Here is a 25,962-nt window from a genome sequence, read left to right on the forward strand (position 1 = left end):
CATCCGGGTTTTCGGCCGGTTCGTTCCACCGGCCTCCCCGAATCGGGTCGACCCTCGATCGGCGACCTCGCCGAACCGTCGACCTCACGAGGTCAGCAGCCGCGCCTGCCCCGCGTCGGCGTGCACCTTGATCCGGTGCTGCGACTGGTCGTTGCGCGAGACCTTGACGTCGGTGTCGCCGATCGTGGTGGACACGTCCGCCGCGTACTGCTGCCCGCCCGGCACCCGCACCGTCGCCCGGCCCGCGTTGGTCTTGGCGTCCACATCGGTGGGCGGCTTGGTGAAGGTCAGATCTATCGACCCGGCACTGGTCTGCGCGGTCACCTTCGCCGAGGTGACCCCCTCGCCGTCGATCTTGCCCGCGCTGGTGCGCAGGTTGAGCGTCCCGGTCACATCGCGCAGGGTCACGTTGCCGGCATCGGTACGGATGTCGAGCGCGGCGCCCCCGCGCGGGATGGTCACCTCGTACGCCACGAAGCAGGCCTTGTTGCTCGCGCAGTCGTAGTCCAGGACCAGTTGCCCGTTGCCGTCCACGTTGTGCGTGGTCGTCGGCGCGGTCTTGTCGTAGTGCTGTTTCTCGGTCACCTCGACCGTCTTGACGTCGGCCTCCGTCACCTTGACGTTGCCCGCGTTGCTGTCCACCTTGACCGAGCGCACGTTCTGCGAGACGTCGTAGGACGTGGTCTTCTTCTCCGACTCGTGTCCGTCGGTGTCCACGTTGAACTCACACGCGGTGAGCACCAGCGGAAGGGCGACCAGCGGGACCAGCAGAGCCAATCGACGGTTGCGGGCAGGCATCGTTTCTCCTTGGGTCGGGGCGGGGTCCGCCGCCCGAACGCACGACCACTCCCCCGCTTTGCTGATGCCTCCAGGCTAGGAAGGCACACCCCCGCCCCGCGTCGGTCCGGCGTCGGGTAACGCGGGTCCTTCCCTGGCAGGAGGGAACCCCGAGACGGTCCACCTCCGGGAAGGACCCGTCTAGGGGTTCCCCCGGACCCCGGTACCGGGACCGTGCGCCCGCGTCAGTGCGCCAACCGGGCGCCCAGGGCCGGCGCGAGAGCGGTGAAGTCCGCCGCCTCGGCCTCGTCCAAAACCGCGTAACCGGCCGCCACGAGTTCGTCGGTCAGCTCCTCCGCGGCCCGATACCGCTCCGCCAGATCGGCCGTGACCTGCGGAAACGGCTTTTGGTGCCCATAGAACTCCAGGTATGGGCTCCCCTCGGCCACCTGCGCCTCCAACGGGCTGATCCGGTGTGCGGCCAGCGCCAGGATGTGCAGGCCGCCCCGGTGCTCCCGCAGCGTCTGCAGGTTCTGCGCGAGCCGGGCGGGCGCGTCATCCGGAAGAGGTACACCGCGCCAGGCCGAGTACAGCGGGGCCAGGCCGGCCAGGTCGTTGGCGCGCACGATCGAGGTGGTGATCCCGGCGAGCCGCTCCACCTCCGGCAGGTCCGCGAGGTGGGTCCGGCCCCACTCCCGGGCGCACTCCGCGTACAACTCGCCGACCTGCGCGGGCGGTGCGACCTTGCGGCCCGCCGCCCACAGCGGGAGCAGGGTGTCGGCGGTGAAGTGGTGGAACGCGCGGACCACGGTGTCGTCGTCCACGTCCCCCAGGACCCCGCCGCGACCGGCGATGTACAGGGTCACCCCGTCCAGGCCCAGTTCCGCACCGCGCGCGACCGTGTGCGGCGCGAAGAAGAAGGCCCCCGCCGCCTGCACCGTCTTCTTCACCGCGCGAGTGGTGTCACGTGCCGTGTCCATGCTGCTCATGCTGGTGTCTCCCCATGACGGCATTGCTTGACCAGGTCATGCAAGACCTATCACGGAGCCTCGGGCGTGCACAGGGCCGACGGACTCCCGCAGGGCGACACCGGCGGGCCGGGCCTCACAACCGATCGAGGTCGACCCGTCCCTCGGCGACGATCACGGCCGGGCCGGTCATCTCGATGTGGCCGTCCACGCGCTCGGTGATCACCAGTCGACCGCCCGGGACGTCCACGATGTAGCCGACCGGTTCGCCGGTCACCGCCGGCTCCGCGCCGTCGGCCCGCGCCGTGGCGACCATCACCGCACAGGCGCCGGTCCCGCACGACCGGGTCTCCCCGGAGCCGCGCTCGTGCACCCGCATCGCCACGTGCCCCGGCGCCCGGCGCACCACGAATTCGACATTGACCCCGTCGGGATACGCCCCCGCGGGAGACACCGCCGGCGCCGTGAACAGGTCTCCCGCCTGGGCCAGATCCTCGACGAACACCACGGCGTGCGGGTTGCCCATGTCGACGTTGGTCGCGGGTCGCACCCGCCCCTCGACGTCCACCCCGATGCCCGCGGAGTCGGGCAGCCGGGGCACACCCATGTCCACCGTGACCGGGCCCTCGATCGGCACGGTGACCGTCTTGACCCCGCCGCGCGTGGCCACCCGCAACTCGCCCGCCTCGGCCAGCCCCTGCTCGACCAGGTGCCGGGCGAACACCCGCACGCCGTTGCCGCACATCTCCGCGATCGACCCGTCGGAGTTGCGGTAGTCCATGAACCACTCGGCCTCGCCGGCCATGTGCTCGGCGGCCGGATCCTTGGCCGAGCGCACCACCCGCAGCAGACCGTCCCCGCCGATGCCCGCGCGCCGATCGCACAGCGCGGCGACCTGCTCCGCGGTCGGGGCGAATCCGCCGTCCGCGTCCGGCACGATGACGAAGTCGTTCTCGGTGCCGTGGCCCTTGAAGAAGTGCAGAGTGCTCACCCGACAATCCTAGGGCGTGACCGAGAGCGGCCCCGATGGGTTTCCACCGGGGCCGCTCCCGTGCGGTGCGTCGAGACGCGTGGGGCGAGGTTCTTCGGGCCGGGCGTGTCGGGCGAGGCCCGTGATCAGTCGGGTCGGACCACGCCCGCCGCGCCGCCGCCCCGGCGGGTGGGCTCCGCCACGGCCTGGACCCGGCCGCCCGGGAGGAACTCCAGTGCGGCGGCGGCGCCGATCTCCGGATTCGCCTTGAGCACGTGGCCACGTTGCTCCAGGGCCGCGCGCAGCGGCTCGGGCACCCCGGGTTCGACCTCGGTGGCCGCCCCGTTGCGCTGGGACAAGCGCGGCGCGGCGACCGCCTGCGGCAGCGACAACCCCCGGTCCAGGCGCCCGGTCAGCACCTGGAGCACGGTGGTGATGATGGTCGCGCCGCCGGGCGAGCCGACCGCGATGAACGGACGACCGTCGCGGAGCACGATGGTCGGCGACATGCTGCTGCGCGGGCGCTTGCCCGGCGCGGGCAGGTTCGGGTCGAACACGCCGGGGGTGAGCGGCGCGAAGTTGAAGTCGGTCAGCTCGTTGTTGAGCAGGAAGCCGCGACCGGGCACGGTGATCGCGCTGCCCCCGGTCTGCTCGATGGTCAGCGTGTACGACACCACGTTGCCCCAGCGGTCGGCGGTGACCAGGTGGGTCGTGGACAACCCCTCGACCGGCTCGCTCGCCTCCGGCGTGCCGGTGGGCCGGCAGCCGCGGTCGTACGGCGGCGTCGGGTCACCCGGCGGGACCGGGCTCACCGCGGCGTGGTCGGGGTCGATCAGGCACGCGCGTTCCTTCGCGTAGCCGTCCGCGAGCAGGCCGCGGAGCGGCACGTCCACGGCGGCGGGGTCGCCGACGTAGCGGTTGCGGTCGGCGAACGCGAGTCGGGACGCCTCCAGGTAGTAGTGCGTCGCGGTCGCCTCGTCCTGCCGACGCGGATCGGTCGTCTCCAGGATGTTGAGCGCCTCGCCGACCGTGGATCCGCCGGACGAGGACGGCGCCATGCCGTAGACGTCCAGCCCGCGGAAGTCGACGTGCGTGGGCCGCTGGTCCAGGACCCGGTAGCGGGCCAGGTCGGCGGTGTCGATCAGGCCGGGCCGGAAGACCCGGTCCGCGCCCGGTGCCACCGGCGGCTGTTGCGCGGTCTGCACCACCTCGCGGCCGAGCCCGCCCCGGTAGAACCAGTCCACGCCGTTGCGGCCCAGCTGCTCGTAGGTGCGGGCCAGGTCCGGGTTGCGGAACACGCTGCCCACGACGGGCGGCCGGCCGTCGGGCAGGAACAGCCGTGCGGTCGGGGTGATGTCGTCGAACCGGGTCGCGTTCGCCGCAGTCTGGTCGTGGAAGGTTTGGTCGACCACGAACCCGCGCTCGGCCAGCGCCCGGGCGGGCTCCAGCGCGGCGCGCAGGCTGGTGGTGCCCCACTTGCGCAGCGCGGTGTTCCAGGTCTGCGGGGTGCCGGGGATGCCCACCGAGAGCCCCGAGTTGACTCCCTGGTCGAACGGGATCGGCAGCCCGGTGGCCGGGTCGAGGAACGCGTCCTTGCCCATCTTCGCGGGCGCCGTCTCACGGCCGTCCAGGGTGCGCACCGTGCGGCTGCGCGCGTCGTAGTAGACGAAGTAGCCACCGCCGCCGATCCCGGACGAGTACGGCTCGGTGACACCCAGGGCCGCGGCCGTGGCCACCGCGGCGTCCACCGCGTTGCCGCCCCTGCGCAGCACGTCCAGACCGATCCGGGTGGCGTCGGGGTCGACGCTGGAGACCGCACCGCCCCAGCCCGTGGCCACCGGCTGCTTGGGCGGCGGGACGGCCGATTCGCCGGGGTGCGCGGACGCCACCCCCGGAAGGGTCAATGCGAGTCCCAGCGCCGCGCCCAGCGCCAGGGCGCGACGAACAGAGCGGATCACGCCGCCTCCCCCAAGAAGGTTTGGGTGTGTCACGGACCTCCCACCGTGCCACGCCCGCCCCACCCGCAACACCCCTACGCGGGTCGGATCACCCGTTCGAGCGCGGCGTCCAGCAGATCGGCCCTGGAGTGCGTCAACCACTGGATCCGCGGGTCCCGCCGAAACCAGGTGTCCTGCCTGCGGGCGAACCGACGGGTGGTGCGCACGGTGTCCTCGCGGGCCGCTTCGTCGGTGCACTCGCTCGCGAGCAGCCGCAGCACCTGCGCGTAACCGAGCGCGCGCGAGGCGGTCCGGCCCTCGCGCAGCCCGACCTTCTCCAGCTCGCGCACCTCCTCGACCAGACCCGCGGCCCACATCCGGTCCACCCGCGCGGTGATCCGCTCGTCCAGCACCGGGCGCGGCACGTCCACCCCGATCTGCACGCTGTCGTAGAGCGAGCGGTGGGTGGGCAGGGTGGCGGTGAACGGGCGCCCGGTGAGTTCGATGACCTCCAGCGCGCGCACGATCCGCCGGGCGTTGCTCGGCAGGATCGCCGCCGCGGCGGGCGGATCGGCCTCGGCCAGGCGCCGATGCAGCGGCCCGGGCCCGACCCGCTCGGCCTCGGCTTCCAGGCGGGCCCGGATGTCGGGGTCGGTGCCGGGGAACTCCAGGTCGTCCAGCACCGCGCGCACGTACAGTCCGGAACCGCCGACCAGCACGGGCGTGCGGCCGCGCGCCAGCAGGTCGTCCACCAGCGCCCGCGCGTCGCGCTGGTACTCGGCCACGCTGGCGGAGCTGGTCACGTCCCACACGTCGAGCAGGTGGTGCGGGACGCCGGCGCGCTCGGCGACGGTCAGTTTGGCGGTGCCGATGTCCATGCCCTTGTAGAGCTGCATGGAATCGGTGTTGATCACCTCCCCGTCCAGCGCACGGGCCAAGGCGACCCCCAGATCGGACTTTCCGGCCGCAGTGGGACCGACGACGGCAATGACACGGGGACTCACCCCCCAAGTCTGCCGGATCGGCGCACCCGGTCGTGCCGTCGCTCGTTGCGGTACGGCCGTGCGCGAGGTCGTGACCGGCCCCGCGCGCTCTCGTTGATCTCCCGCGACCCGTGTACTCCGGGTGGCTTTACTCCGGGCGGCGTGGCGGTACCCCGTACGGCCCAGCGGATCTTCCCCGCCCCGCCGCCGAAATGCACGACAACGACCACAGACATACGGTCTAGGAGAAATTGTGAGTGTTTTCGACTGGTTCAAGCGGCGTCCGAGCACGTCGGAGGAGAGCGGCTCGTGCTGCTCGCAGAACGCGGCGGGCACGGACACCGCCACGCTGGTCGAGGACCGGCCCGCACCGCGGACATCGGCCGACGCCGAGGCCGAACCGGTCGAGGCGGCGGCCACGACGCCCGCTCCCCGGACTCCCGGGGACGCGGTCGCCGATCAGGTCGCGACGGGCGCATCCGAGGAGGAGCAGGACATGGGCGTCTTCGAGAACATCAAGGCCAAGGCCGAGGGGCTGCTCGGTCAGCACGGCGACAAGGCCGACAAGGGCATCGACAAGGCCGCCGAGGTCGCCGACCACAAGACCGGCGGCAAGCACACCGACCACATCCACGGCGCCTCGGACCGGGCCAAGGAAGCGCTGGGCAAGACCGGCGGCGACGCGCCCGAGGCGACGCCGCCCCGGCCTCCCGCCGATCCCACCGTGTGAGTCCGAAGCGGGCGTATGCGAGGGGGCGCTCGCGCCCAGGGCTTTCGTGTTCCGGGCCTTCGGGTTCGGGGCTCACCCGGCCCCGGCTGTCGGGTTCGGGCCCGACCGTCGTGGCCCGCCGCCGGTCAGGACCAGAGCGCCACGAAGTAGCCGACGCCGTAGGGCGCCTCGGCGTACAGCAGCCGGCCGTGCCGACCCGGGCCCGCCGCGCCGGCCAGCACCTGGAGGGCGGGTCGGCCGGCCACCCACAACTCCTGCGCGAGGGCCGGGTCCAACGCCGCGAGCGCGTCCGCGTCGGCGTCCGCGAGTGCCACGCCCAGTGCGCGGTCGTACGGTTCGGCGCGTGCGTCGAGGTAGCCGGGGGCCTTCTCGGTCCGGCACGCCGACCCGTCCCCGACCACCAGGAGCGCGACCCGATCTGGGCCCGCGACCAGTTCGGCGCCCCGGGCCGCACAGCGCGCCGGGTCGGCGTCCGCGGCGATCACCGATCCGGTCACCGGGCTCGGCGCGGTTCCCGCCGCGATCCGGTCGGCGGCCCACGGCGAGCGGCCGAGCAGCCAGGCGCCGACGGTCAGCGCGGGCGACAGCGGCTGCGCGGCACCGGCTCCGAGGATGACCTCCAGGTCGAGCCCGTACGGCGCGAACGAGCCGGTCCCCCCGGCATCCAGGGTCGCGTCCGCGTCGCCCGCACCCAGGACGACCAACCGGTCCGGGGCCGTCTCGGCCAGCGCGGCCAGCGCCTGATCGCACGCCGCGCGCAGCGCGTGCAACTCCGCTGCGGCCCCGCGGGCCAGCTCGGGCACGATCATCGGGGGGCACGGGACTACCGCGGCGGCTACGAGCATTCAGGGAGAGTACTAAGTGGCCGCCGCGACGCCTCCCGACCCGCGTGATGGGATGGATCACATGCGAGAACTGATGTTGGTGCGACATGGCGAGACCGAATGGAGCAGGTCCGGGCGGCACACGGGGCTGACCGACATCCCGCTGACGCCGGAGGGCGAGGCCCAGGCCAAGGCGATGGCGAACCTGTTGGCCGGGCACGGGTTCGGGCTCGCCCTGATCAGCCCGCTGACCAGGGCCCGGCACACCGCGGAGCTGGCCGGGATCACCGGCGGGCGGCTCGAACCGGATCTGGTCGAGTGGGATTACGGCGGCTACGAGGGCATCACCACCGACGAGATCCGCCGGACCGCCCCGGGCTGGTCCCTGTGGCGGGACGGGGTGATCCCCGGTGACGCCGCGCATCCGGGCGAGTCGGTCGCGGACGTGGGTCGCCGGGTGGACCGGGTGCTGGATCGGGTGCGGCCGGTGCTGGAGCGCGGCGAGGACGCGGTGCTCGTCGCCCACGGCCACCTGCTCCGGGTGTTGACCGCCCGCTGGTTGGGCCTGCCGCCCGAGGACGGCCGACTGTTCCGGCTGGAGACGGCCCGGCTGTCCACCCTCGGCTACGAGCGCGAACAGCCGGTCCTGCTCGGGTGGAACGTGACCTGAGCGCCGCTCAGTCGCAGCAGACGACCCCGGTCGGCGCCGCCGGCGCGGGCGCGCCGACCTGCGGCATGCCCAGCAGTACACCGGGCTTGGCCGCGGGGGCCGCGTTGCGCCGCTCCCACGCGTCGCCCGCCGGGGTGCGCCGGATCGCCAGGGTCGGCTTCTCCGCGAGCAGGTGGTGCGGCGCGGCGTAGGTGATCTCGACCGAGACCATGTCGCCGGGCCGCACGCCGTCGGCGGGGCGCTCGAAGTGCACGAGGCGGTTGTCCGGGGCCCGCCCGGACAACCGCGCGGTGTCGTGGTCCTTGCGCCCTTCGCCCTCGGCCACCAGCACCTCCAGGGTGCGGCCGACCTGGGTGCGGTTCTCCGCCCAGGAGATCTCCTCCTGGAGCGCGAGCAGCCGCTGGTAGCGCTCGGTCACGACCTCCTTGGGCACCTGGCCTTCCATCGTGGCCGCCGGCGTGCCCGGGCGCTTGGAGTACTGGAACGTGAAGGCGGCGGCGAACCGGGCCTCGCGCACCGTGTGCAGGGTCTGTTCGAAGTCCTCGTCGGTCTCCCCGGGGAAGCCGACGATGATGTCGGTGGAGATCGCCGCGTCCGGCATGGCCGCCCGGACCCGCTCGATGATCCCGAGGTACTTGTCCTGCCGGTAAGAGCGGCGCATCGCGCGCAGCATCGTGTCCGAGCCGGACTGGAGCGGCATGTGCAGTTGGTGCATCACGTTCGGCGTCTCGGCCATCGCCGCGATCACGTCGTCGGTGAAGTCGCGCGGGTGCGGCGAGGTGAAGCGCACCCGCTCCAGGCCCTGGATCCGGCCGCACGAGCGGAGCAGCTTGGAGAACGCTTCGCGATCGCCCATGTCCGAGCCGTACGCGTTCACGTTCTGGCCGAGCAGGGTGACCTCGATCACGCCCTCGGCGACCAGCGTCTCGATCTCGGCGAGCACGTCGCCGGGCCGGCGGTCCTTCTCCTTGCCGCGCAGCGCGGGCACGATGCAGAACGTGCAGGTGTTGTTGCAGCCCACCGAGATGGCCACCCACGCCGCATACGCCGACTCGCGCCGGGTGGGCAGCGTGGAGGGGAAGACGTCGAGCGACTCCAGGATCTCGACCTGGGCCTCCTGCTCGATCCGGGCCCGCTCCAGGAGCACCGGCAGCGAGCCCACGTTGTGCGTGCCGAAGACCACGTCCACCCACGGCGCCTTGCGCACGATGGTGTCCCGGTCCTTTTGCGCGAGGCAGCCGCCGACCGCGATCTGCATGCCGGGGCGTTCGGCCTTCGCGGGCGCGAGGTGGCCCAGGTTCCCGTACAGCTTGTTGTCCGCGTTCTCCCGGACGGCGCACGTGTTGAAGACGACCACGTCGGCCGACTCCCCCTTGGGCGCGCGGACATACCCCGCGTCCTCCAGCAGACCGGACAGTCGCTCGGAGTCGTGGACGTTCATCTGGCACCCGTAGGTGCGGACCTCATAGCTTCGCGCAGTCATAACACCCGACAGGGTACGGGGTTTGCTTCCCCGGGTGTGTGGCCGACCTCCATGGCAATATCGCCGCCGTGCCCTCCTTGTCGTTCCTCCCCGTTTCCCTGCGCGACGCCCTGGCGCGCCGACCCCGCACGGTCCGGGCCGCGCTGGTCGCGCTCGTGCTGTCGTGCCTGGTCGGCGGGTACCTGGTGTTCTCGCAGGACGACCGGACCACCCCGCGCGGGCCGGTCTCGTTGGCCACCGGGGTGCCGACCGGGGTGTACCACCGCTACGGCGAATTGTTGCGGCCGCGGTTGTCCACGGACCTCGACGTCAAGGTCACGGTGAACTCCAGCGGCGGGTCGGTGGAGAACCTGCGTCGGGTGATCGATGGCGTCGACACCTTCGGCATCGCCACCGCCGACGCGGTGGCCGACGTCGGGCCGGGCGATCGCGACCGACTGCGGGCGGTGGCCCGGTTGTACGACGACTACGTGCAACTGGTGGTGCCGGTCGGTTCGCCGGTGCAGAAGATCACCGACCTGCGCGGTCGCCGGGTGGTGGTGGGGCTGCCCGGGTCGGGCGTGGAGCTGATCACCCGCCGGCTGCTGAGCGAGGTGGGCATGGGCGACATGGAGCGGGCCATCACCCCGGTCCGGATCGGCATCGGGGAGGCCACCCAGCGGCTGCGCGACGGCACGGTGGACGCGTTCTTCTGGTCCGGCGGGCTGCCCACCGGGGCGGTCTCCGACCTGGCCGAGCACTGGTCGCTGCGGCTGGTCCAACTCGGCGACCTGGCAGGAAAGCTGCGCGATCGCTACGGGCCGGTGTACCGCGAGGCGGTGGTGCCCGCGGACGCCTATCCCGGCGGCACCGAGACGCCCACCATCGCGGTGCCGAACCTGCTCGTCACCCGCGCCTCGCAGGATCCGGAGCTGATCAGGCGGGTGACCGAGACGGTGATGGAGAACCGGGAGGCGATCGGACGCGAGGTGCACGCGGCCCAGTTGGTCGATCCCAGGACGGCGATCTTCACCGATCCGCTGCCGCTGCACACGGGCGCCCAGCGGTGGTACCGATCGGTGAAACCCTGATCGGACAGATCGTGATGCCAAGGGCGTCGCGCGAAGCGGCTCCGATGGCACATGCTGGGTTCGTGTCATCGTGTTCGGGACCGACATCTACGCTCTGAGCTTGTAGGCCAGACCGTGCGCGGTCCCCGAACCGACGCTGTGAGCCGACCGGGGGGAAGGCCGCACACATGGTCAGGGAGGCCCGCTTGCTCGGGAGGAGGGTGCGACCGCGGTGTCCGAGGGGGAGATCGGCCGAATACTGAACAATCGTTACCGCCTCAGCCGCAGTCTCGGCCGGGGCGGCATGGGCGAGGTCTGGCTGGCCGTGGACACCGCCCTCGGCCGCGAGGTCGCGGTCAAGGAGTTGCTGCTGCCGAAGTCCCTGGACGCGGGCTCGCAGCGGTCCTGGCTGGAGCGCAGCAAGCGCGAGGCGATCGCCGCGGCCCGCATCCGCCACGAGAACGTGGTGACGGTGCACGACGTCTTCGAAGAGGACGGTTTGCCGTGGATCGTCATGGAATTGGTGATCTCGCGCTCGCTGGCCGACGTGATCCGCGCGGAGGGTCGACTCGACCACGCCGAAGCGGCCCGGATCGGCCTGGACGTGCTGCGGGCGCTGCGCGCCGCGCATGCCAAGGGTGTGCTGCACCGTGACGTGAAGCCGGCGAACGTGCTCCTGGGCACCGACGGCCGGGTGGTGCTCACCGACTTCGGTATCGCCACCTTCGCCGATGCGCCGCAGGTGACCCAGTTCGGCGAACTGCTCGGCACCCCGGGCTATCTCGCCCCCGAGCGGGCGGAACAGTTCTCCCGCGGCCGGGCCGGCGTGCTCACCGACAACGGATCGAGCGAGCACACCCTCGCCGACGGGCCGGGCGCGCTGGATCCGGCCTCCGACCTGTGGTCGCTGGGCGCGACGCTGTACGAGATGGTCGAGGGTCTCGCGCCGTTTCGTCGGTCCTCCCCCGTGGAGGTCGTGGACGCGGTGGTGAACGCGCCGCCCGCGCCGCCTCGGCACGCGGGCCCGCTGGAGCCGGTGATCATGGGCCTGTTGCGCAAGGATCCGCTCCGCCGACTGGACGCCAAGGAGACCGACGCGCTGCTCACCCGGGTGGTGCAGGACTCGGTGCCAGTGACCTGGGGCGGCGACCCGCTGCCCCGGCGCGAGCGGGACGAGCCGGACGAGGACGTCGAGGCCACCTACGCGGGCGAGGGCCCGTCCGCCGAGCCGCCGAGCCGCCCCGCGGGCCGGGCCCGGTGGTGGCGGCGCACCCGGATCGCGCTGCCCGCCGCCCTGGCGTTCCTGTTGGTCGCGGTGGGCGCGTCCTGGCTCGCGGTGGAGAACAACCGGGCCGAGGGCGGCACACACGCCCCCGACCCGCTCGCCAACCTGCGCAAGAACTCGCCGACTTACCGGGAGATGGTGTCCCGGGGCCGGATCATCATCGGGGTCAAACCGGACCAGCCCGGCTGGAGCGTGCGCACCGGCGAGCAGGCGTATCAGGGCTTCGACGACGACGTCGCGCGGATGATCGCGGACGATCTCGGGTTCAAGGACCGGATCACGTTCATGGACGTGGAGACGCAGAACCGCGAGTACCGGATCACCAGCGGTCAGGTCGACCTGGTCGTGGCCAGCTACACGATCAACGCCGCCCGGTCGCAGAAGGTCTCCTTCGCCGGGCCGTACTTCATCGCCGGCCAGGACTTCCTGGTCCGCGCGGACGAGACGGACGTCAACGGTCCCGAGGACCTTGCCGACAGCGCGGTGTGCGTGGTGCGCGAGTCCACGTCGGCGAACCGCATCCGCACCGAGTTCCCCACCATGAAGGTCCAGGAGCGCGGCAAGTACTCGGAGTGCGTGGACGAGTTGTTGGCCAAGAACGTGCGCGGGGTCAGCACCGACGACGCGATTCTGTCCGGCTTCGTCGCCCAGTACCCGGGCACGTTGCGGATCCTGGGCCGGCCGTTCTCGGACGAGCCGTACGGCGTGGGCCTGAGCAAGGGCGACGTCGCCCTCGCGGACGCGGTGTGCGGGGCGCTGAACCGGCACATCGCCAACGGCGACTGGCAGCGCGCTTACGACGTGCGATTGCGCCCGCTGGGCCTGCCGCAGCCGCGTGCGCCGCAGTGCCGGGTGGCCGAATAGCGCGGGTGTCGGCGACCGCCGTGTCGTTTGCGCGTCCGCGCGCGGCTCAGTCGGCCCTGGGCACGGTCAACGTGACGGTCAGCCCGCCGCCCTCGCGCGCGGCGAAGTCGATCGTGCCGCCGCTCGCGGCGAGCAGCGTGCGGGCGATCGACAGGCCCAGGCCCGAGCCGTCCACGTTCTGATGCCGCGGGCTGCGCCAGAACCGGTCGCCCACCCGGCGCATCTCCTCGAAGGTGAGCCCCGGGCCGCGGTCGCTGACCCGGATCTCCACCTGGCTGCCCACCGCCGAGCACCCCACGGTGATCGTGGTGTCCTCGGGGGCGAACTTGAGCGCGTTGTCCAGGATCGCGTCGAGCGCGCTGCCCAGGGTGACCGGGTCCACGTTGCCGGTCAGCGCGAGCGGGCCCTCCTGCTCGAACCGGCGACCGCGGCTGCGGGCCAACGTCTGCCAGGCGTCCACCCGTTCGTGCACCAGGGCCGCCACGTCCACGGCCCGCGCGGACGGGCGGGCATTCTCCGCCAGCGCCAGTTCCAGGAGTTCGTCCAGGACGTGGGTGAGCCGCCGACCCTCGTCGCGCACGCCGTCCAGCGTCTCGCCGTGGCCCGGCGGCAACGACAGGCCCAGTTCCTCGATCCGCAGCAGCAGGGCGGACAGCGGGTTGCGCAATTGGTGCGAGGCGTCCGCGGCGAACGCCCGCTGCTGGTCCACGACGGTCTCCACGTGATCCGCCATCTCGTTGAACGACCTTGCCAGCCGCCGCAGTTCCGGCGGCCCCTGGGCGCCGGCCACGCGTGCGCCGAGCCGGCCGGTGGCGATCTCGTGGGTCACCGAGTCGAGCACTCGGACCGGACGCAGCACCCAGCCGGTGAGCCGGGTCGCCAGCAGCAACGCGGCCAGCACCGCGACCACCTCGCCGGCGACCAGAATCAGCCACACCCGTTGGATCTTCGAACGCATCCGTCCGGTCGGCGAGTCGGTCAGCACGACCGCGACCACATCGCCGCGGTGGATCACCGGGACCGCGACCACGATGCGATCGCGCTGCCAGGGCCAGACCTGTCCGGGGTCGTCGCTGCGCCGCCCGGCGAGCGCCTCGGTGAACGCGGGCGAGCGCGGGTCGACCCGAAATCCCGGATGCGACACGGCGATCGGCTGCCCGCGCCGGTCGAAGGCGCCGACCCGGATGCCGTAGACGGCCTCGTAGCGCTCCAGTTCGGAGCGCAGCATGTCCAGATCCGCGGCGTCCGGACCGGGTGGTTGCCCGCCGTCGGTCTGCGCGCGCAGCGTGTCCGAGACCACGGTCAACTGGGTGTCCGAAACGAAGCGGGTGAGATCGTCCACGCGGTCCCGGATCAGCTCCTGCTGATGTGCGGACGCGCGGGAGATCGCCAACGGGATGCCGAGCGCGATCAGCACCGCGGTCATCAGGGCGAGGAGCAAGGCGAGCAGGCGGGTACGCACAGGAGCCGGTGACGATCCGTCAGGAAGCCGGTGGGATCAGGCCTCGGGAACGACACGGTAGCCCACGCCGCGCACCGTCTCGACGATCGCCGGATTGCCGAGCTTGGAGCGCAACGACGCGACATGCACCTCCAGGGTGCGGTTGTTGCCCGCCCAGCTGGTGTGCCAGACCTCGCTGATGATCTGTTCGCGCCGGAAGACCACGCCCGGGCGCTGCGCCAGCAGGGCGAGCAGGTCGAACTCCTTGCGGGTGAGCACCACGTCGGCGCCGCCGACGGTGACCCGCCGGGTGGCCGGGTCCAACTCGATGCCGCTCGGCCCCTTGGCCGCCGGCACACTCTCCGCGACCGGCGCGTCGCTGCGCGTGCGTCTGCTCACCGCGTGTATGCGGGCCAGCAGTTCGCCGATGTCGTAGGGCTTGGTGACGTAGTCGTCGGCACCCAGGTTCAGCCCGTGTATGCGCGAGCGGATGTCCGCGCGCGCGGTGACCATGATCACCGGGACGTCGCACAACCGGCGGATCCGACTGCACACCTCGAAGCCGTCGTGGTCGGGCAGCGACAGGTCGAGGAGCACCACGTCGGGCACGTCGTCGAGCGCGGCGAGGGCTTCCTCGCCGGTGGTGGCGTGCCGCACGGTGAAACCGTGCCGACCCAGAACCGCGCGTAGCGGCGCGGCGACTCGCAGATCATCCTCGACGAGCAGGAGGCGCACGTGGTTCCTCACATCTGACGGTTCGTTACCGACTCTTGACCTCAAGACAAGCTCAAGTGCACTGACTGGGGGGGTGCTGCCTGCCTTAGTGTCACGCACCACCCGGCCTCGCCGGGAGACTCTCGAACCCACCTGCCACCCGGTCGCGCAAAAAGATACGGGACGACTCTGGACGGAGCCCGCCATCGTGACGACGGATGCCTCTGACATCGCACCGAAGCCGCCGGTGCTCACCAAGCGCGACGCCGGCAAGGACGCGCACCCCGGCGAGCCCCTCGTCGTGTTGGAGAACGTCAACAAGCACTTCGGCGCCCTGCACGTGTTGCAGGACATCGACCTGACGATCCACAAGGGCGAGGTCGTCGTCGTCATCGGTCCCTCCGGATCGGGAAAGTCGACGCTGTGCCGCACGATCAACCGGCTGGAGGCGATCGACGGCGGCCGGATCACCATCGACGGCAACCTGCTCCCCCAGGAGGGCCGCGAGCTCGCCCGCCTGCGCTCGGACGTCGGCATGGTGTTCCAGTCGTTCAACCTGTTCGCGCACAAGACCGTGCTCCAGAACGTGACGCTGGGCCCGCTCAAGGTCCGCCGCGAGAAGGCCGAAGTGGTCACCCGCCGGGCGCACGAACTGCTGGACCGGGTCGGCGTGGGCAGCCAGGCGGACAAGTACCCGGCCCAACTCTCCGGTGGCCAGCAGCAGCGCGTGGCGATCGCCCGGGCGCTGGCCATGGAACCCAAGGTGATGCTCTTCGACGAGCCCACCTCGGCGCTCGACCCGGAGATGATCAACGAGGTGCTGGAGGTCATGCGCGACCTGGCCCGCGAGGGCATGACGATGGTCGTGGTGACCCACGAGATGGGCTTCGCGCGCTCCGCCGCAAACCGGGTGATCTTCATGGCCGACGGCCGCATCGTCGAGGAGAACACGCCCGACGAATTCTTCAGCAACCCGCGCAGCGACCGTGCTCGGGACTTCCTCTCCAAGATCCTGCACCACTGAGCCGGATCGGGCGCCCCCAGTGCGCCCGATCGCGCAACTCACGCTTCGCACCACGCGGTTCGTCTGTAGTCAGGCCGCTCTCCTCTTTCACTCAAGGACGTTGATCATGAAGATGCGCTCATCCGTGGCCGTCGCCGGCATCGCCGTGCTCGCCCTGTTCGGTACCGCGTGTGGCAAGGACGGTTCGCCGGAGGCCAAGACGCCGGGCGGCACCACCGGTGGTTCGCAGGGTGCGCCCGGCGCGCCCGGTGCCGCCAAGCCCGAGCTGCCCAGCTACACGCCCAAGGCGGACGCGGCGCTCACCGGTTCGAAGACCTTCGACAACGCCAAGAGGCGCGGCAAGTTGATCGTCGGCGCCAAGGAGGACCAGCCCTTCCTCGGCTCCAAGGACCCGGCCACCGGCAAGTACTCCGGCTTCGACATCGAGATCGCCAAGATGATCGCGGCCGACCTCGGCTTCGGCCCGGACAAGATCGAGTTCAAGGCGATCGCGTCGACCAACCGGGAGAACGCGCTGGTCAACGGTGACATCGACTACTACGTCGGCACCTACAGCATCACCGACAAGCGCAAGGAGCAGGTGTCCTTCGCGGGTCCGTACTACATCGCCGGCCAGTCGCTGCTGGTGCGCAAGAACGAGAGCGCGATCACCGGCAAGGACACCATCAAGGGCAAGACGGTGTGCTCCGCCAAGGGCTCCACCCCGCTGCAGAACCTGCAGACCAAGTTCCCCGACACCACCACCCGGGTGTTCGACACCTACTCGCTGTGTGTCGAGAACCTGCTCTCCAACCAGGTCGACGCGGTCTCCACCGACGACGCGATCCTCAAGGGCTACGCGGCCAAGGACCCGGGCGCGCTCAAGGTGGTCGGCGAGCCGTTCACCGAGGAGAAGTACGGCGTCGGCCTGAACAAGGACGACGCGGTGTTCCGCAACGCGGTCAGCGACGCCCTGGAGGCGCACGAGAAGAACGGCGACTGGAAGAAGGCGTACGACGCCACGCTCGGCCTGTCCGGCTCGGCCGCCCCGGCCATCCCGGCGCTCGTCCGCTACTGACCCGCCTCGTCGCGCGTCGCACCCGTCGCACGTCGTGCGCCGGCCGGTCCCGGCTCCCCCGGGACCGGCCGGCGCTCGGCCCCTCCCGTCCCCGCCACACGTGAGCAGGGGAACGGACCCTCGACCCACCCCTGAACCCACGATCACGGAGAGGAGGGCTCGATCACGATGCTCGAAGTGATCCAGGACAACTGGGATCTCTTGCAGGACGGCTTCGTCGGGACGCTCAAGCTGACCGTCGTCTGTGGGATCGCGTCGCTTCTGCTCGGCACGCTGATAGCCGCGTGTCGGGTCTCGCCGGTGCCGCCCCTGCGCTGGTTCGGCACCGCGTACGTCAATCTCTTCCGCAACACCCCCCTGACGCTGATCTTCTTCGCCGTCGCGCTCGGTTTCCCCAAGCTGCGGTTCAACTTCTCCTTCTTCCAGTTCGCGGTCATCGCGCTGAGCACGTACACCGCCGCCTTCATCTGCGAGGCGATCCGCTCGGGCATCAACACCGTCCCGATCGGCCAGGCCGAGGCCGCCCGCAGCCTGGGCATGTCCTTCACCCAGACGCTGGGCCAGATCGTGCTGCCGCAGGCCGGTCGGGCGGCGGTCCCGCCGATCGGCAGCCTGCTGATCGCGATGGTCCGCAACTCGGCCATCGCCAGCGCCTTCAACACCACCGAGCTCATGGGCACCAGCGCGACGATGATCGAGAACGGCTACAAGTCGTTGTGGGTCCTGGTGTGGATCGCGATCGGCTACCTGATCATCACCCTGACCATGAGCGCGCTCCTCGCCGCGCTCGAGAAGAAGCTGGCGGTGGTCCGATGAGCCGCGAAGCGAGCGTGCTGTTCGACGTCCCGGGCCCGAAGGCACGCCGGCGCAATCTGATCATCGGCGTGCTCGGCACCCTGGCCCTGGCCGCCTTCTTCGTCTTCGTGATCATGCGGTTCGAGGACACCGGCCAGTTCGAGTCGACCAAGTGGGACCCGTTCCAGTACACGGGCGTCCAGCAGTTCATCCTCGACGGCCTCAAGGCCACCTTGAAGGCGTTCGCGCTGGCCGCGGTGTTCTCGATCGTGCTCGGCGCCTTCCTGGCCGCCGGCCGGCTCTCCGATCACAAGATCGTGCGCTGGGCCTCGACCACGTTCGTGACCTTCTTCCGCGCGATGCCGCTGCTGGTACTGATCTTCATGCTCTACCTCGTCCCGGGCAGCCAGGGCTGGTGGAAGTGGGATCCGATGTGGCCGCTGGTGGTCGGCCTGACCATCTACAACGGCACCGTGCAGGCGGAGAACATCCGCGCGGGCATCCTCGCCGTCCCCAAGGGACAGAGCGAGGCGGCCTACGCGCTGGGCATGCGCAAGACCCAGGTGATGACGATGATCCTGGTCCCGCAGGGCATCCGCACCATGCTCCCGACGATCATCAGCCAGATCGTGGTGACCCTCAAGGACACCTCGCTCGGCTTCCTGATCACCTACCCGGAGCTGCTCGCGGCGGCCAAGCTGATCGGTGGTTACCAGGACTACCACATGCCGTTCATCCCGGTGACGATCATCGTCGGCTCGATCTACGTCGCGATGTGCATGATCCTGTCGGCCTTCGCCACGTGGCTGGAGCGCAGGCTGCGCACCTCGCGCAAGGGCAAGCCGCCGGCCGTCGAGCCGCAACCGGCCGTCCTGGCCCTGGACGGCGCCGGGGTCTGACTCGCCCGGACCACCGCCCCACCCGCAGCCCCGACGACCGACGCCCCGCGGTGAACGCCACCCGCGGGGCGTCGCTTTGTCGTCGCGGGGTCCCGGTGCCGGATGATGGGCGACGAGTACGACACGTCTTGCAACACTTGGGGGGCCACGATGGCGGGCAATGTTCCGCGCGCGGACTCGGTGATCATCGCGGGCGCCGGGCCCGCCGGTTTGGCCGCCGCCCTGGCCCTGGCCGGGCGCGGGGTGCGCTCGGTCGTGGTGGACTCGGGCAACGGCACGCCGCGGGCCGGCTCGCGCGCGTGTGCGCTGGACGGCGCGACGCTGGCCTTCGTCTACGACCTGACCGGCACCCGCCTCGACGGCGCCGCCGAGCCGTGGGGCGTGCAGCGGATCCGCCGGCGCACCCGCGACGTACCGCAGCCGGTCGACGAGCCCGAGGCCCCGGTCCGCTACGGACTCTCCCAGCAGCGCCTGGAACGCGCCCTGTTGGACGCCGTGCACGCCAGTCCGCTGGTGACCACCGCGTGGCGGCACCGGATCGAGGGAGTCGAACAGGACGAGACCTCGGTCACCCTGCTCGCCCGCGGCCCGGCCGGCCCGGTCAAGTGGCGCGCACAGTGGCTGCTCGGCTGCGACGGGTCCCGCTCGGTGGTCCGGCGCGCGGTGAACGTGCGCTTTCCCGGCCGCCCGCGGGTGGACCGACTGTTGTGCGCGGACGTCAAGGTACGGCTGCCGCGCCGGATCACCGCGACGTCGCTGGTGCCCCCGGATCCCTCGCTGGCCGACGAGCCGCCGACCCCCGACACCGGCGGGCCGGCCACCCCGTGGCTGTTCGTGGACCCGCCGTTCCACAAGGGCGGCACCGTGCTCGCCCAGCCGCTGCCCGACGACGTGTGGCGACTGACCTGGCAGCTCCCGATGGCGCACGGAGTGGCCAAGGCCGCCGAGGAGACCCGGGTGATCCAGGTGACCGGCGACCTGGCCGACCCCAAGCGGGTCTCCGCCAAGGTGCGGTCGGTGCTGCGCACCCTGGACGCGCTCTCCCCCGACTCGGACTCGGCCGAGGATCCCGCGCACGACCTGCTGTGGAGCGGCGAGTACGAGGTGCACCAGCGACTCGCCCGCCGCTTCCGGGTCGGCCGGGTGCTGCTCGCCGGGGACGCCGCGCACCTGGTCCACCCGTCCGCCGCGGACGCGGTCGAACTCGGTCTCCAGGACGTGCGAAACCTGGCCTGGAAACTGGCCTTCACGCTGCGCGGCTACGCCCCGATCCGGCTCCTGGAGACCTACCACGGCGAGCGCCGGGGGGCGGCCCGGCGCCGATTGGCGCTGGGCGAGGACGCGCTGCACTTCCTGGCGCCGGCGAGCCCGGTACAGAAGGTGGGCCGCCGGCTGACCCTGATGGGCGCACGCGGCAAGGGCACCACGCTGCGCCGGCTGGACCCGCGCGGTCCGGCCGCGAGCACGTCCGGCCCCGACTACCACGGCTCGCCGCTGCTCACCCCCGGCCCCGGGGTCGGCGAGTGGATCCGGGACGTCCCCGTGGTCCGCGCGGACGGCGCCGACGGGTGGCTGACCGAGTGCCTGGACCGTGGGTTGGTCGTGCTGTTGATCGCCCCCGGCATAGAGGTGTGGCACGGCGACCGCTGGCGCGAGGCGGGCCTGATGCCCCGGCTGCGAGCCCGGCTGGACAAGCTCGCCGCGCCGGCCGAGTTGGTGGTCACCCCCGAGTACCCCGGCGCCGGCGCGCACACGATCCTGCTGATCCGCCCGGACGGCTACATAGCGGCGCACCTGCCCCCCGAGCACCTGGACATCCTCGAGGAGGCCATCGACCGCGCCCGCGGGGCGGGGCACTGACCCGGAACGCCTCGTCCTCGCCCGCCGGGCGGGCCGATCTTCGGCCCGCCCGCCGATCGAGGACGGCGGACGTCAGATCCCGTAGTGCCAGGTGGTGAGCATGTACGCGCCGTACCACATGCCGAACAGGCACATCCCGCTCAGCACGAGCACCGCCGTACGGGTGCGCGCCCGCGCCAGCACCGTCGCCAGGGGGACGAAGAACAGCAGCGTGGGGATCATCAGCCGCAGCTTCGAGTGGTAGTAGTTGCTCTGACACAGCGTCATCACCAGGATCGACAGGCCGTACACCGCCAGTGGCGGCCAGATCCGTCGGTTCAGCGCGACCAGCGAACCGATCACGGCCGCGATGATCAACACCGCCGTGCTGACCGCTATCCACTGGTCGCCGTTGCGCAGCGTGTCGGTCAGGAAGTGCCGGACCGCCTCGCCGTTGTCCCACCTGGTGCCCCAGCCGGCGTCCTGGATGGTGAACCAGGCGTCGATCTCGCCGAGCCGGGTGCCCACCCACAGCAGGTACAGCGGCATGCCCAGGCACGCGATCACACACGCCGCGATCGGGCGGTACACGAGCCGTCGGTGCTGCCACATCTCCAACAGCGCGGCCACCCCCAACGCGGCGATCGCCGCGATGCCCGCCGGCCGGGTGATGCTGGTCAGGCAGGCGAGCAGGCCCGCGGTCAGCCAGGCCCGTCGGTGCGCCGCGAGCAGCGTGCCCACCGCGAGCGCGAGGAACAGCGTCTCGCTGTAGGCCATCGAGAAGACCACGCCCATCGGCTGCGCGCCGCCCACGAGCACGGTCATCACGAGCGCCGCACGCCGGTCGTACAGACGCTTCATGAACACGTACAGCACACACAGTGCGGCGGCGGTGGCCAGGTGTCCGGCGATCAGGCCGGCCGTCTCGTAGTCGGTGCCGGTGAGGTAGTGCACGATCCGGACCAGGCCGGGATACAGCGGGAAGAACGCGAGCGTATTGCCGGTGAGGTCGCCCTCGGGGGTGTACGTGAAGCTGTCCGGGTAGCCGTGCGCGGCGACGTCCACATACCAGTGCGCGTCCCACTGCAGCAGCCGGTCGCGCAGACTCGGGCCGCCCGGCGGGATCATCCACGCGAGCACCAGCAGCTGGAGCACCGCGGTACCGGCGTACACCGCCAGCGGCGGCCACAACAACCGGAAGCCGCGCTCCACGAACGACAGGGCCCCCGACGAGTGCTCGTCGGGGGCACCTCGGCCGGGGGTGGACGTCGGCGCGCCCGGTATCCGGGGCTCGTCGATGACGGTCAACACGTACTCCTCAGTGGGTTCCGTTTATTCAACGCCGGGGGCAACTGGCACGGTTGACGCCCTTCGCGCGCTTTCTGTGTGGTCTATGTCACGCACTCGGAGTCTGACGCTCTGTCAACTCCGGGCGCGAAGTTCTACTGTGCTGCTTCGTAATCCGTTCGGAGGAGTCGCATGCCCGTCGCACCGCAGATCCAGCCGATCCTCGACGCTGTCGCCGCCGCGCCGCCCCTGTTGGCCGACCTGCCCTTGGCGGAGCGCCGTGCCGCGTCGAACAAAGCCCTGGAGTCGTCCATCCTCGCGTTCGCCGAGCCCGCGCCGGAAGATGTGACGACGCGGGATGTGAACATCACGGTGAAGGAGCCCGAGCCGGGCAAGATCACCGCCCGCGTGTACACGCCGGCCGGACCCGCCCCCAAGGGCGGTCGCCCAGGCTACGTGTACCTGCACGACGGCGCGTGGTGGCTCGGCGCGGTGGACCGGTTCGACGGTCACTGCGCGCACGTGGCCGCCGAGAGCGGCGCCGTGGTGATCTCGGTCGAGTATCGCCTGGCGCCCGAACTCAAGTTCCCGTGGCCCCTGGAGGACGCCTACGCCGCGTGGATCTGGGTGCAGGAGCGCGCCTTCCAGCTGGGCATCAACGCGGACAAGGTGGCCATCGGCGGCACGGGCGCGGGCGGCAACCTGGCCGCGGCCTGCTCGATCATGCTGCGCGACCGCCGCCAGCCGACCCCGCTGGCCCAGGTGCTGGACGCTCCGATCCTGGACCTGACCCTCTCCCGGCCGTCCGTGTCGGAGAACGGCGAGGGCTACCTGCTCACCCGCGAGGCGCTGGAGGAGGCCGTCCAGCTGTACCTGACCAGCCCGCGCAGCGAGCGCACCGATCCGCTCGCGTCGCCGCTGCACGCCGAAGACCTCGCCGGGCTGCCCGCCGCACTGGTGCTCACCGGCGAGTACGACCCGCTGCGCGACGAGGGCGAGGCGTACGCGAAGCAGTTGGAGGCGGCCGGCGTCCCGGTCGAGGCCAAGCGCTGGGACGGCTTCGTACACGGCGCGGGCGAACTCACCGCGCTGCTGCCCGAGGCCCGCGAGTATCGCTCGACCATGGCGCAGTTCCTCAAGCGCACGCTCGTCTGACCGGGGCGCGGGGCCGCCTCGCTCCGCCCCGCGTCACCTCGCCCGCATCGCCGCCGGACATGCGGCGGCCGTCCCGTCGGGCTTGCGCTCGGCGGGACGGCCACAGGTCCACGGCCTTCGGGCGACAGCAGAAACATCCGGCGCGCGAACATTCCAAGTGTGGCGTGCATGATCGAATCCGGCCAGCCCTGCGCCGGATTTTGATCATGATTCTTGGTGTTTTTGCTCAGGCCCAGGGCCCCTGGTCCTGTCCCGCCGGACAGGGTCGGTCAGTCGAGCCCGGCCGGGCTGTCCTGCGCGGCGAGCGCCTCCTGCACGGTGTCGTGCACGGCCACCATCAGGGTGAAGCCGGTCAGCCGCAACACCCGCGCGACCGCCCGGGTCGGCGCGATCAATTGCAGGGAACCGCCGGCCTCGCGGGCCCGCCGCTCGGCCCGGACCAGGATCCGCAGGCCGAAGGAGTCGATGAAGCCGACCGAGGACAGATCCAGCAACAGCCGGTTCAGGCCGGCCGAGACCTGTCGGCTCAGCGCATCGTCCAGGATCGGACCGCTGTCCATGTCGATCTCGCCGTGCACGGTCACCAATGTATGACCGGCTCCGACCGCCGACACCTGCACCAGGAGGGGACCGCTCTCGTCGTTCACGGGCGCATGCCTACCCTTCGATTCCGCGAGCACACCTCACGTGTCCCGCCGGGCACATCAACGCGACGCCGGCACGTGCGTCACCGATGTCGGGACGTGCGGACCACCGCCGCCGCCCATCCCGGCGGGCGGCGCTCAGCACTCGATGATGTTGACCGCGAGGCCGCCGCGGGCGGTCTCCTTGTACTTGGTCTTCATGTCCGCGCCGGTCTCCTTCATGGTCTTGATGACCTTGTCCAGCGAGACGTGGTGCCGACCGTCGCCGCGCAGGGCCATCCGGGCGGCGGTGACCGCCTTGACGCCGGCCATGCCGTTGCGCTCGATGCACGGGATCTGCACCAGGCCGCCGACCGGGTCGCAGGTGAGCCCGAGGTTGTGCTCCATCCCGATCTCGGCGGCGTTCTCCACCTGTTCCGGGGTGCCGCCCAGCACCTCCGCCAGACCGCCGGCGGCCATTGCGCAGGCCGAACCCACCTCGCCCTGGCAGCCGACCTCGGCACCGGAGATCGACGCGTTCTCCTTGAACAACATGCCGATCGCGCCCGCGGCGAGCAGGAAGCGCACGATGCCGTCCTCGTCCGCGCCCGGGACGGTGGCCACGTAGTGGTGCAGGACGGCCGGGATGATCCCGGCGGCGCCGTTGGTGGGCGCGGTGACCACCCGACCGCCGGCGGCATTCTCCTCGTTGACCGCCATCGCCCACAGGGTGACCCACTCCATCGCGTGCGTGGGTCGGTCTCCCTCGGCGCGCAGCGTACGGGCGGTCCGCGAGGCGCGGCGGCGCACCTTGAGCCCACCGGGCAGGATGCCCTCGGTGGCCAGGCCGCGCTGCACGCACGCGCGCATCACCTGCCAGATCTCCAGCAGTTCGGCGCGGATCTCCGGCTCGGTGCGCCACGCCTTCTCGTTCTCCAGCATCAGCGCGGACACCGACAGGCCGGTCTCCCGAGTCAACCGCAACAACTCGTCGCCGGTGCGGAACGGGTGGCGCAGCACGGTGTCGTCGGGCTTGACCCGATCCGCCCCCACCGCGTCCTCGTCCACCACGAAGCCGCCGCCGACCGAGTAGTAGGTCTTGGTGAGCAGCTCGGTGCCGTCCTCGTCGCGCGCCCACGCGGTCATCCCGTTGGCGTGGTACGGGAGCGACTTGCGACGGTGCAGCACCAGGTCCCGGTCGCCGTCGAAGGCGATGTCCTGCACGCCGAGCAGTCGCAACATCCCCGACTCGCGGATGCGCGCCAGTTCCGGCTCGACCTCCTCCGGGTCGACGGTGCGTGGCGAGTAGCCCTCCAGGCCGAGCAGCACCGCGCGCGGCGTGCCGTGTCCGTGGCCGGTCGCGCCCAGGGAGCCGTACAGCTCGACCCGGACCGAGGCGACCCGGTCCAGGACGCCCTCGCTCTTGAGGCGCTGCGCGAACATCCGCGCGGCGCGCATGGGACCCACCGTGTGGGAGCTCGACGGGCCGATCCCGATCGAGAACATGTCGAACACACTGATCGCCAAGGCGGATGGCCCTTCAAGCGGACGGCTGGGACGTGAACGCGCCGAGGGACGCGCTTGTGGCGGCCCGACGGCTCGGACAACCCTCCCAGGCTAGGCCACCCTCGCCCGGTGGCGGGTGCTCGGCTCAGACCGGTCCGTCCCAGGCTCGCCACGGGGTCTCGTCCGCGTCGCCGGTCTCGTCGGCCGCGGCCTCGTCATCGAGTGCGTCCCGGACCACGCGAACGGCCAGTCCCTCGCCGTATCCCTTGCGCGCGAGCATGCCCGCCAACCTGCGGATGCGCTTGTCCCGGTCCAGGCCGCGCGTGCCCGGCAACCGGCGGGCCACCAGGGCCCGAGCCGTCTCCAGCTCCTGTTCGGGGTCGAGTCGGGCGACCGCCTCGTCCACCACGACCGCGTCCACGCCGCGTTGGCGCAGTTCCCGGGCCAGCGCGCGACGGGCCAGCCCCTTGCCGGTATGTCTGGTGTCGACCCACGCGCCCGCGAAGGCGGTGTCGTCGATGAGTCCCACGTCGGTGAATCGGCCCAGCACGTATTCCGCCACCTCGTCGGGCACCTCCCGGCGACGCAGCGCGTCCGCCAGTTGGGCCCGGGTGCGCGCACGCCCGGTCAACAGGCGCAGGCAGATCGCGCGCGCGGTGGCCTCCGGATCGGCGAGTGGTTCGGGAGCCGTGTCGGCGCCCTCGATGCCCTCGTCGTCCGTGTCCCGGCGGGCCCGGCCCCGAGTCCCGGCCCGCTCGCGCCGGTCCCGTTTGGCCCGACCACCTTCGGACCGCCGACCGGCGGCCCGCTCACTCGCTTCGTGGACGTCGGCCCCCGAGCCGTCGTCCCTCCCCTCCCGGTCGCCCGCTTCGCGCTCCTGCGCGTCGCGTCGCGGCGGGCCGGATCGGCCTGCGGTACGGCGCCGGGCACCGCCGCGCTCGGCCCGATCACCCGTCGCGGTTCGTGCCGCGACCGCCTCCAGCGCGGCCCGCAGTTCGGCGGGGTCGACCGGCGGGGAGACGGGTCCGGCCTCGGATCCGTCCCCCCACGTGTTCGACCACTCGCCGGCAGGGCGACCCACG

23 protein-coding genes are annotated in these 25,962 nt (G+C 71.6%); 10 read left to right on the top strand and 13 right to left on the bottom strand.

Annotated elements, in window-relative coordinates; translation table 11 throughout:
* Positions 1–84 precede the first annotated feature (84 nt).
* The 5 genes from ACZOOI_RS06845 to miaA form a co-directional block, all read right to left on the bottom strand.
* Positions 85–798, bottom strand: coding sequence for a DUF4097 family beta strand repeat-containing protein (locus ACZOOI_RS06845; protein WP_465279911.1), 714 nt, complete (start codon positions 796–798; stop codon positions 85–87).
* A gap of 224 nt (positions 799–1,022) precedes the next feature.
* Positions 1,023–1,766, bottom strand: a complete 744-nt coding sequence (locus tag ACZOOI_RS06850; protein WP_465279912.1) for an SCO6745 family protein — start codon at positions 1,764–1,766, stop codon at positions 1,023–1,025.
* Between the two features lie 115 nt (positions 1,767–1,881).
* Complete coding sequence (dapF, locus tag ACZOOI_RS06855) at positions 1,882–2,736, bottom strand: diaminopimelate epimerase (protein ID WP_465279913.1); 855 nt, start codon at positions 2,734–2,736, stop codon at positions 1,882–1,884.
* A 125-nt stretch (positions 2,737–2,861) separates the two neighbouring features.
* Positions 2,862–4,673, bottom strand: coding sequence for a gamma-glutamyltransferase (gene ggt, locus ACZOOI_RS06860; RefSeq protein WP_465279914.1), 1,812 nt, complete (start codon positions 4,671–4,673; stop codon positions 2,862–2,864).
* Positions 4,674–4,747: 74 nt separating this feature from the next.
* A complete protein-coding gene (gene miaA / locus ACZOOI_RS06865; protein ID WP_465279915.1) occupies positions 4,748–5,656 on the bottom strand; it encodes a tRNA (adenosine(37)-N6)-dimethylallyltransferase MiaA in 909 nt (302 codons plus the stop codon).
* Positions 5,657–5,888: 232 nt separating this feature from the next.
* On the opposite strand from miaA, the gene ACZOOI_RS06870 reads away from it, so the two are divergent.
* Positions 5,889–6,365 (top strand): antitoxin, encoded by a 477-nt coding sequence (locus ACZOOI_RS06870; protein WP_465279916.1) that lies wholly within the window; start codon positions 5,889–5,891, stop codon positions 6,363–6,365.
* A gap of 125 nt (positions 6,366–6,490) precedes the next feature.
* Here the strand turns inward: ACZOOI_RS06870 and ACZOOI_RS06875 are convergent, their stop codons facing one another.
* Complete coding sequence (locus ACZOOI_RS06875) at positions 6,491–7,210, bottom strand: class III extradiol ring-cleavage dioxygenase family protein (protein ID WP_465279917.1); 720 nt, start codon at positions 7,208–7,210, stop codon at positions 6,491–6,493.
* A 61-nt stretch (positions 7,211–7,271) separates the two neighbouring features.
* On the opposite strand from ACZOOI_RS06875, the gene ACZOOI_RS06880 reads away from it, so the two are divergent.
* Entirely contained in the window at positions 7,272–7,859 is a 588-nt protein-coding gene (locus tag ACZOOI_RS06880) for a histidine phosphatase family protein (RefSeq protein ID WP_465279918.1), read from the top strand.
* Between the two features lie 7 nt (positions 7,860–7,866).
* Here the strand turns inward: ACZOOI_RS06880 and miaB are convergent, their stop codons facing one another.
* Positions 7,867–9,342 carry a tRNA (N6-isopentenyl adenosine(37)-C2)-methylthiotransferase MiaB gene (gene miaB, locus ACZOOI_RS06885; protein WP_465279919.1) on the bottom strand — a complete coding sequence of 492 codons (1,476 nt, stop codon included), beginning with the start codon at positions 9,340–9,342 and terminating at the stop codon, positions 7,867–7,869.
* A 68-nt stretch (positions 9,343–9,410) separates the two neighbouring features.
* Here miaB and ACZOOI_RS06890 point away from each other — a divergent pair, with 68 nt between their 5' ends.
* Positions 9,411–10,412 carry a TAXI family TRAP transporter solute-binding subunit gene (locus ACZOOI_RS06890; protein WP_465279920.1) on the top strand — a complete coding sequence of 334 codons (1,002 nt, stop codon included), beginning with the start codon at positions 9,411–9,413 and terminating at the stop codon, positions 10,410–10,412.
* A gap of 211 nt (positions 10,413–10,623) precedes the next feature.
* Entirely contained in the window at positions 10,624–12,540 is a 1,917-nt protein-coding gene (locus tag ACZOOI_RS06895; RefSeq protein ID WP_465279921.1) for a bifunctional serine/threonine-protein kinase/glutamate ABC transporter substrate-binding protein, read from the top strand.
* 46 nt (positions 12,541–12,586) lie between these two features.
* On the opposite strand, the gene ACZOOI_RS06900 is transcribed toward ACZOOI_RS06895, so the two are convergent.
* Both ACZOOI_RS06900 and ACZOOI_RS06905 read right to left on the bottom strand, forming a co-directional pair.
* On the bottom strand, positions 12,587–14,002 hold the full coding sequence (locus tag ACZOOI_RS06900; protein WP_465279922.1) for a sensor histidine kinase: 1,416 nt from the start codon (positions 14,000–14,002) through the stop codon (positions 12,587–12,589).
* Between the two features lie 36 nt (positions 14,003–14,038).
* On the bottom strand, positions 14,039–14,716 hold the full coding sequence (locus ACZOOI_RS06905) for a response regulator transcription factor (RefSeq protein WP_391581611.1): 678 nt from the start codon (positions 14,714–14,716) through the stop codon (positions 14,039–14,041).
* A gap of 280 nt (positions 14,717–14,996) precedes the next feature.
* Here ACZOOI_RS06905 and ACZOOI_RS06910 point away from each other — a divergent pair, with 280 nt between their 5' ends.
* From ACZOOI_RS06910 to ACZOOI_RS06930, 5 genes are all read left to right on the top strand, one after another.
* Positions 14,997–15,719, top strand: coding sequence for an amino acid ABC transporter ATP-binding protein (locus ACZOOI_RS06910; RefSeq protein ID WP_465281130.1), 723 nt, complete (start codon positions 14,997–14,999; stop codon positions 15,717–15,719).
* A gap of 106 nt (positions 15,720–15,825) precedes the next feature.
* Positions 15,826–16,776, top strand: a complete 951-nt coding sequence (locus ACZOOI_RS06915; protein WP_465279923.1) for a glutamate ABC transporter substrate-binding protein — start codon at positions 15,826–15,828, stop codon at positions 16,774–16,776.
* A gap of 168 nt (positions 16,777–16,944) precedes the next feature.
* Positions 16,945–17,592 carry an amino acid ABC transporter permease gene (locus tag ACZOOI_RS06920; protein WP_391581609.1) on the top strand — a complete coding sequence of 216 codons (648 nt, stop codon included), beginning with the start codon at positions 16,945–16,947 and terminating at the stop codon, positions 17,590–17,592.
* Positions 17,589–18,470 (top strand): amino acid ABC transporter permease, encoded by an 882-nt coding sequence (locus ACZOOI_RS06925; protein ID WP_391581608.1) that lies wholly within the window; start codon positions 17,589–17,591, stop codon positions 18,468–18,470. Before ACZOOI_RS06920 ends, ACZOOI_RS06925 begins: the two co-directional genes overlap by 4 nt.
* 150 nt (positions 18,471–18,620) lie before the next feature.
* Positions 18,621–20,330, top strand: coding sequence for an FAD-dependent monooxygenase (locus tag ACZOOI_RS06930; protein ID WP_465279924.1), 1,710 nt, complete (start codon positions 18,621–18,623; stop codon positions 20,328–20,330).
* Positions 20,331–20,402: 72 nt separating this feature from the next.
* On the opposite strand, the gene ACZOOI_RS06935 is transcribed toward ACZOOI_RS06930, so the two are convergent.
* A complete protein-coding gene (locus ACZOOI_RS06935) occupies positions 20,403–21,617 on the bottom strand; it encodes a hypothetical protein (RefSeq protein ID WP_465279925.1) in 1,215 nt (404 codons plus the stop codon).
* A gap of 171 nt (positions 21,618–21,788) precedes the next feature.
* On the opposite strand from ACZOOI_RS06935, the gene ACZOOI_RS06940 reads away from it, so the two are divergent.
* Positions 21,789–22,751, top strand: coding sequence for an alpha/beta hydrolase (locus ACZOOI_RS06940; protein WP_465279926.1), 963 nt, complete (start codon positions 21,789–21,791; stop codon positions 22,749–22,751).
* A 269-nt stretch (positions 22,752–23,020) separates the two neighbouring features.
* Here the strand turns inward: ACZOOI_RS06940 and ACZOOI_RS06945 are convergent, their stop codons facing one another.
* From ACZOOI_RS06945 to ACZOOI_RS06955, 3 genes are all read right to left on the bottom strand, one after another.
* Complete coding sequence (locus tag ACZOOI_RS06945; protein WP_391581603.1) at positions 23,021–23,398, bottom strand: STAS domain-containing protein; 378 nt, start codon at positions 23,396–23,398, stop codon at positions 23,021–23,023.
* A gap of 135 nt (positions 23,399–23,533) precedes the next feature.
* Positions 23,534–24,901 (bottom strand): L-serine ammonia-lyase, encoded by a 1,368-nt coding sequence (locus ACZOOI_RS06950; protein WP_391581602.1) that lies wholly within the window; start codon positions 24,899–24,901, stop codon positions 23,534–23,536.
* Positions 24,902–25,025: 124 nt separating this feature from the next.
* Positions 25,026–25,961 carry a regulatory protein RecX gene (locus ACZOOI_RS06955; protein WP_465279927.1) on the bottom strand — a complete coding sequence of 312 codons (936 nt, stop codon included), beginning with the start codon at positions 25,959–25,961 and terminating at the stop codon, positions 25,026–25,028.
* Position 25,962 lies beyond the last annotated feature (1 nt).

It is taken from the genome of Embleya sp. L77, assembly GCF_055557415.1.

Bases quoted from the DNA above. Each gene is read 5' to 3' on its own strand.
- ACZOOI_RS06915 (WP_465279923.1), top strand. From the start codon at position 15,826: ATGAAGATGCGCTCATCCGTGGCCGTCGCCGGCATCGCCGTGCTCGCC.
- ACZOOI_RS06875 (WP_465279917.1), bottom strand. From the start codon at position 7,210: ATGCTCGTAGCCGCCGCGGTAGTCCCGTGCCCCCCGATGATCGTGCCC.
- ACZOOI_RS06930 (WP_465279924.1), top strand. From the start codon at position 18,621: ATGGCGGGCAATGTTCCGCGCGCGGACTCGGTGATCATCGCGGGCGCC.
- ACZOOI_RS06845 (WP_465279911.1), bottom strand. From the start codon at position 798: ATGCCTGCCCGCAACCGTCGATTGGCTCTGCTGGTCCCGCTGGTCGCC.
- ACZOOI_RS06925 (WP_391581608.1), top strand. From the start codon at position 17,589: ATGAGCCGCGAAGCGAGCGTGCTGTTCGACGTCCCGGGCCCGAAGGCA.
- ACZOOI_RS06850 (WP_465279912.1), bottom strand. From the start codon at position 1,766: ATGAGCAGCATGGACACGGCACGTGACACCACTCGCGCGGTGAAGAAG.
- miaB (WP_465279919.1), bottom strand. From the start codon at position 9,342: ATGACTGCGCGAAGCTATGAGGTCCGCACCTACGGGTGCCAGATGAAC.
- ACZOOI_RS06880 (WP_465279918.1), top strand. From the start codon at position 7,272: ATGCGAGAACTGATGTTGGTGCGACATGGCGAGACCGAATGGAGCAGG.
- ACZOOI_RS06920 (WP_391581609.1), top strand. From the start codon at position 16,945: ATGCTCGAAGTGATCCAGGACAACTGGGATCTCTTGCAGGACGGCTTC.
- ACZOOI_RS06940 (WP_465279926.1), top strand. From the start codon at position 21,789: ATGCCCGTCGCACCGCAGATCCAGCCGATCCTCGACGCTGTCGCCGCC.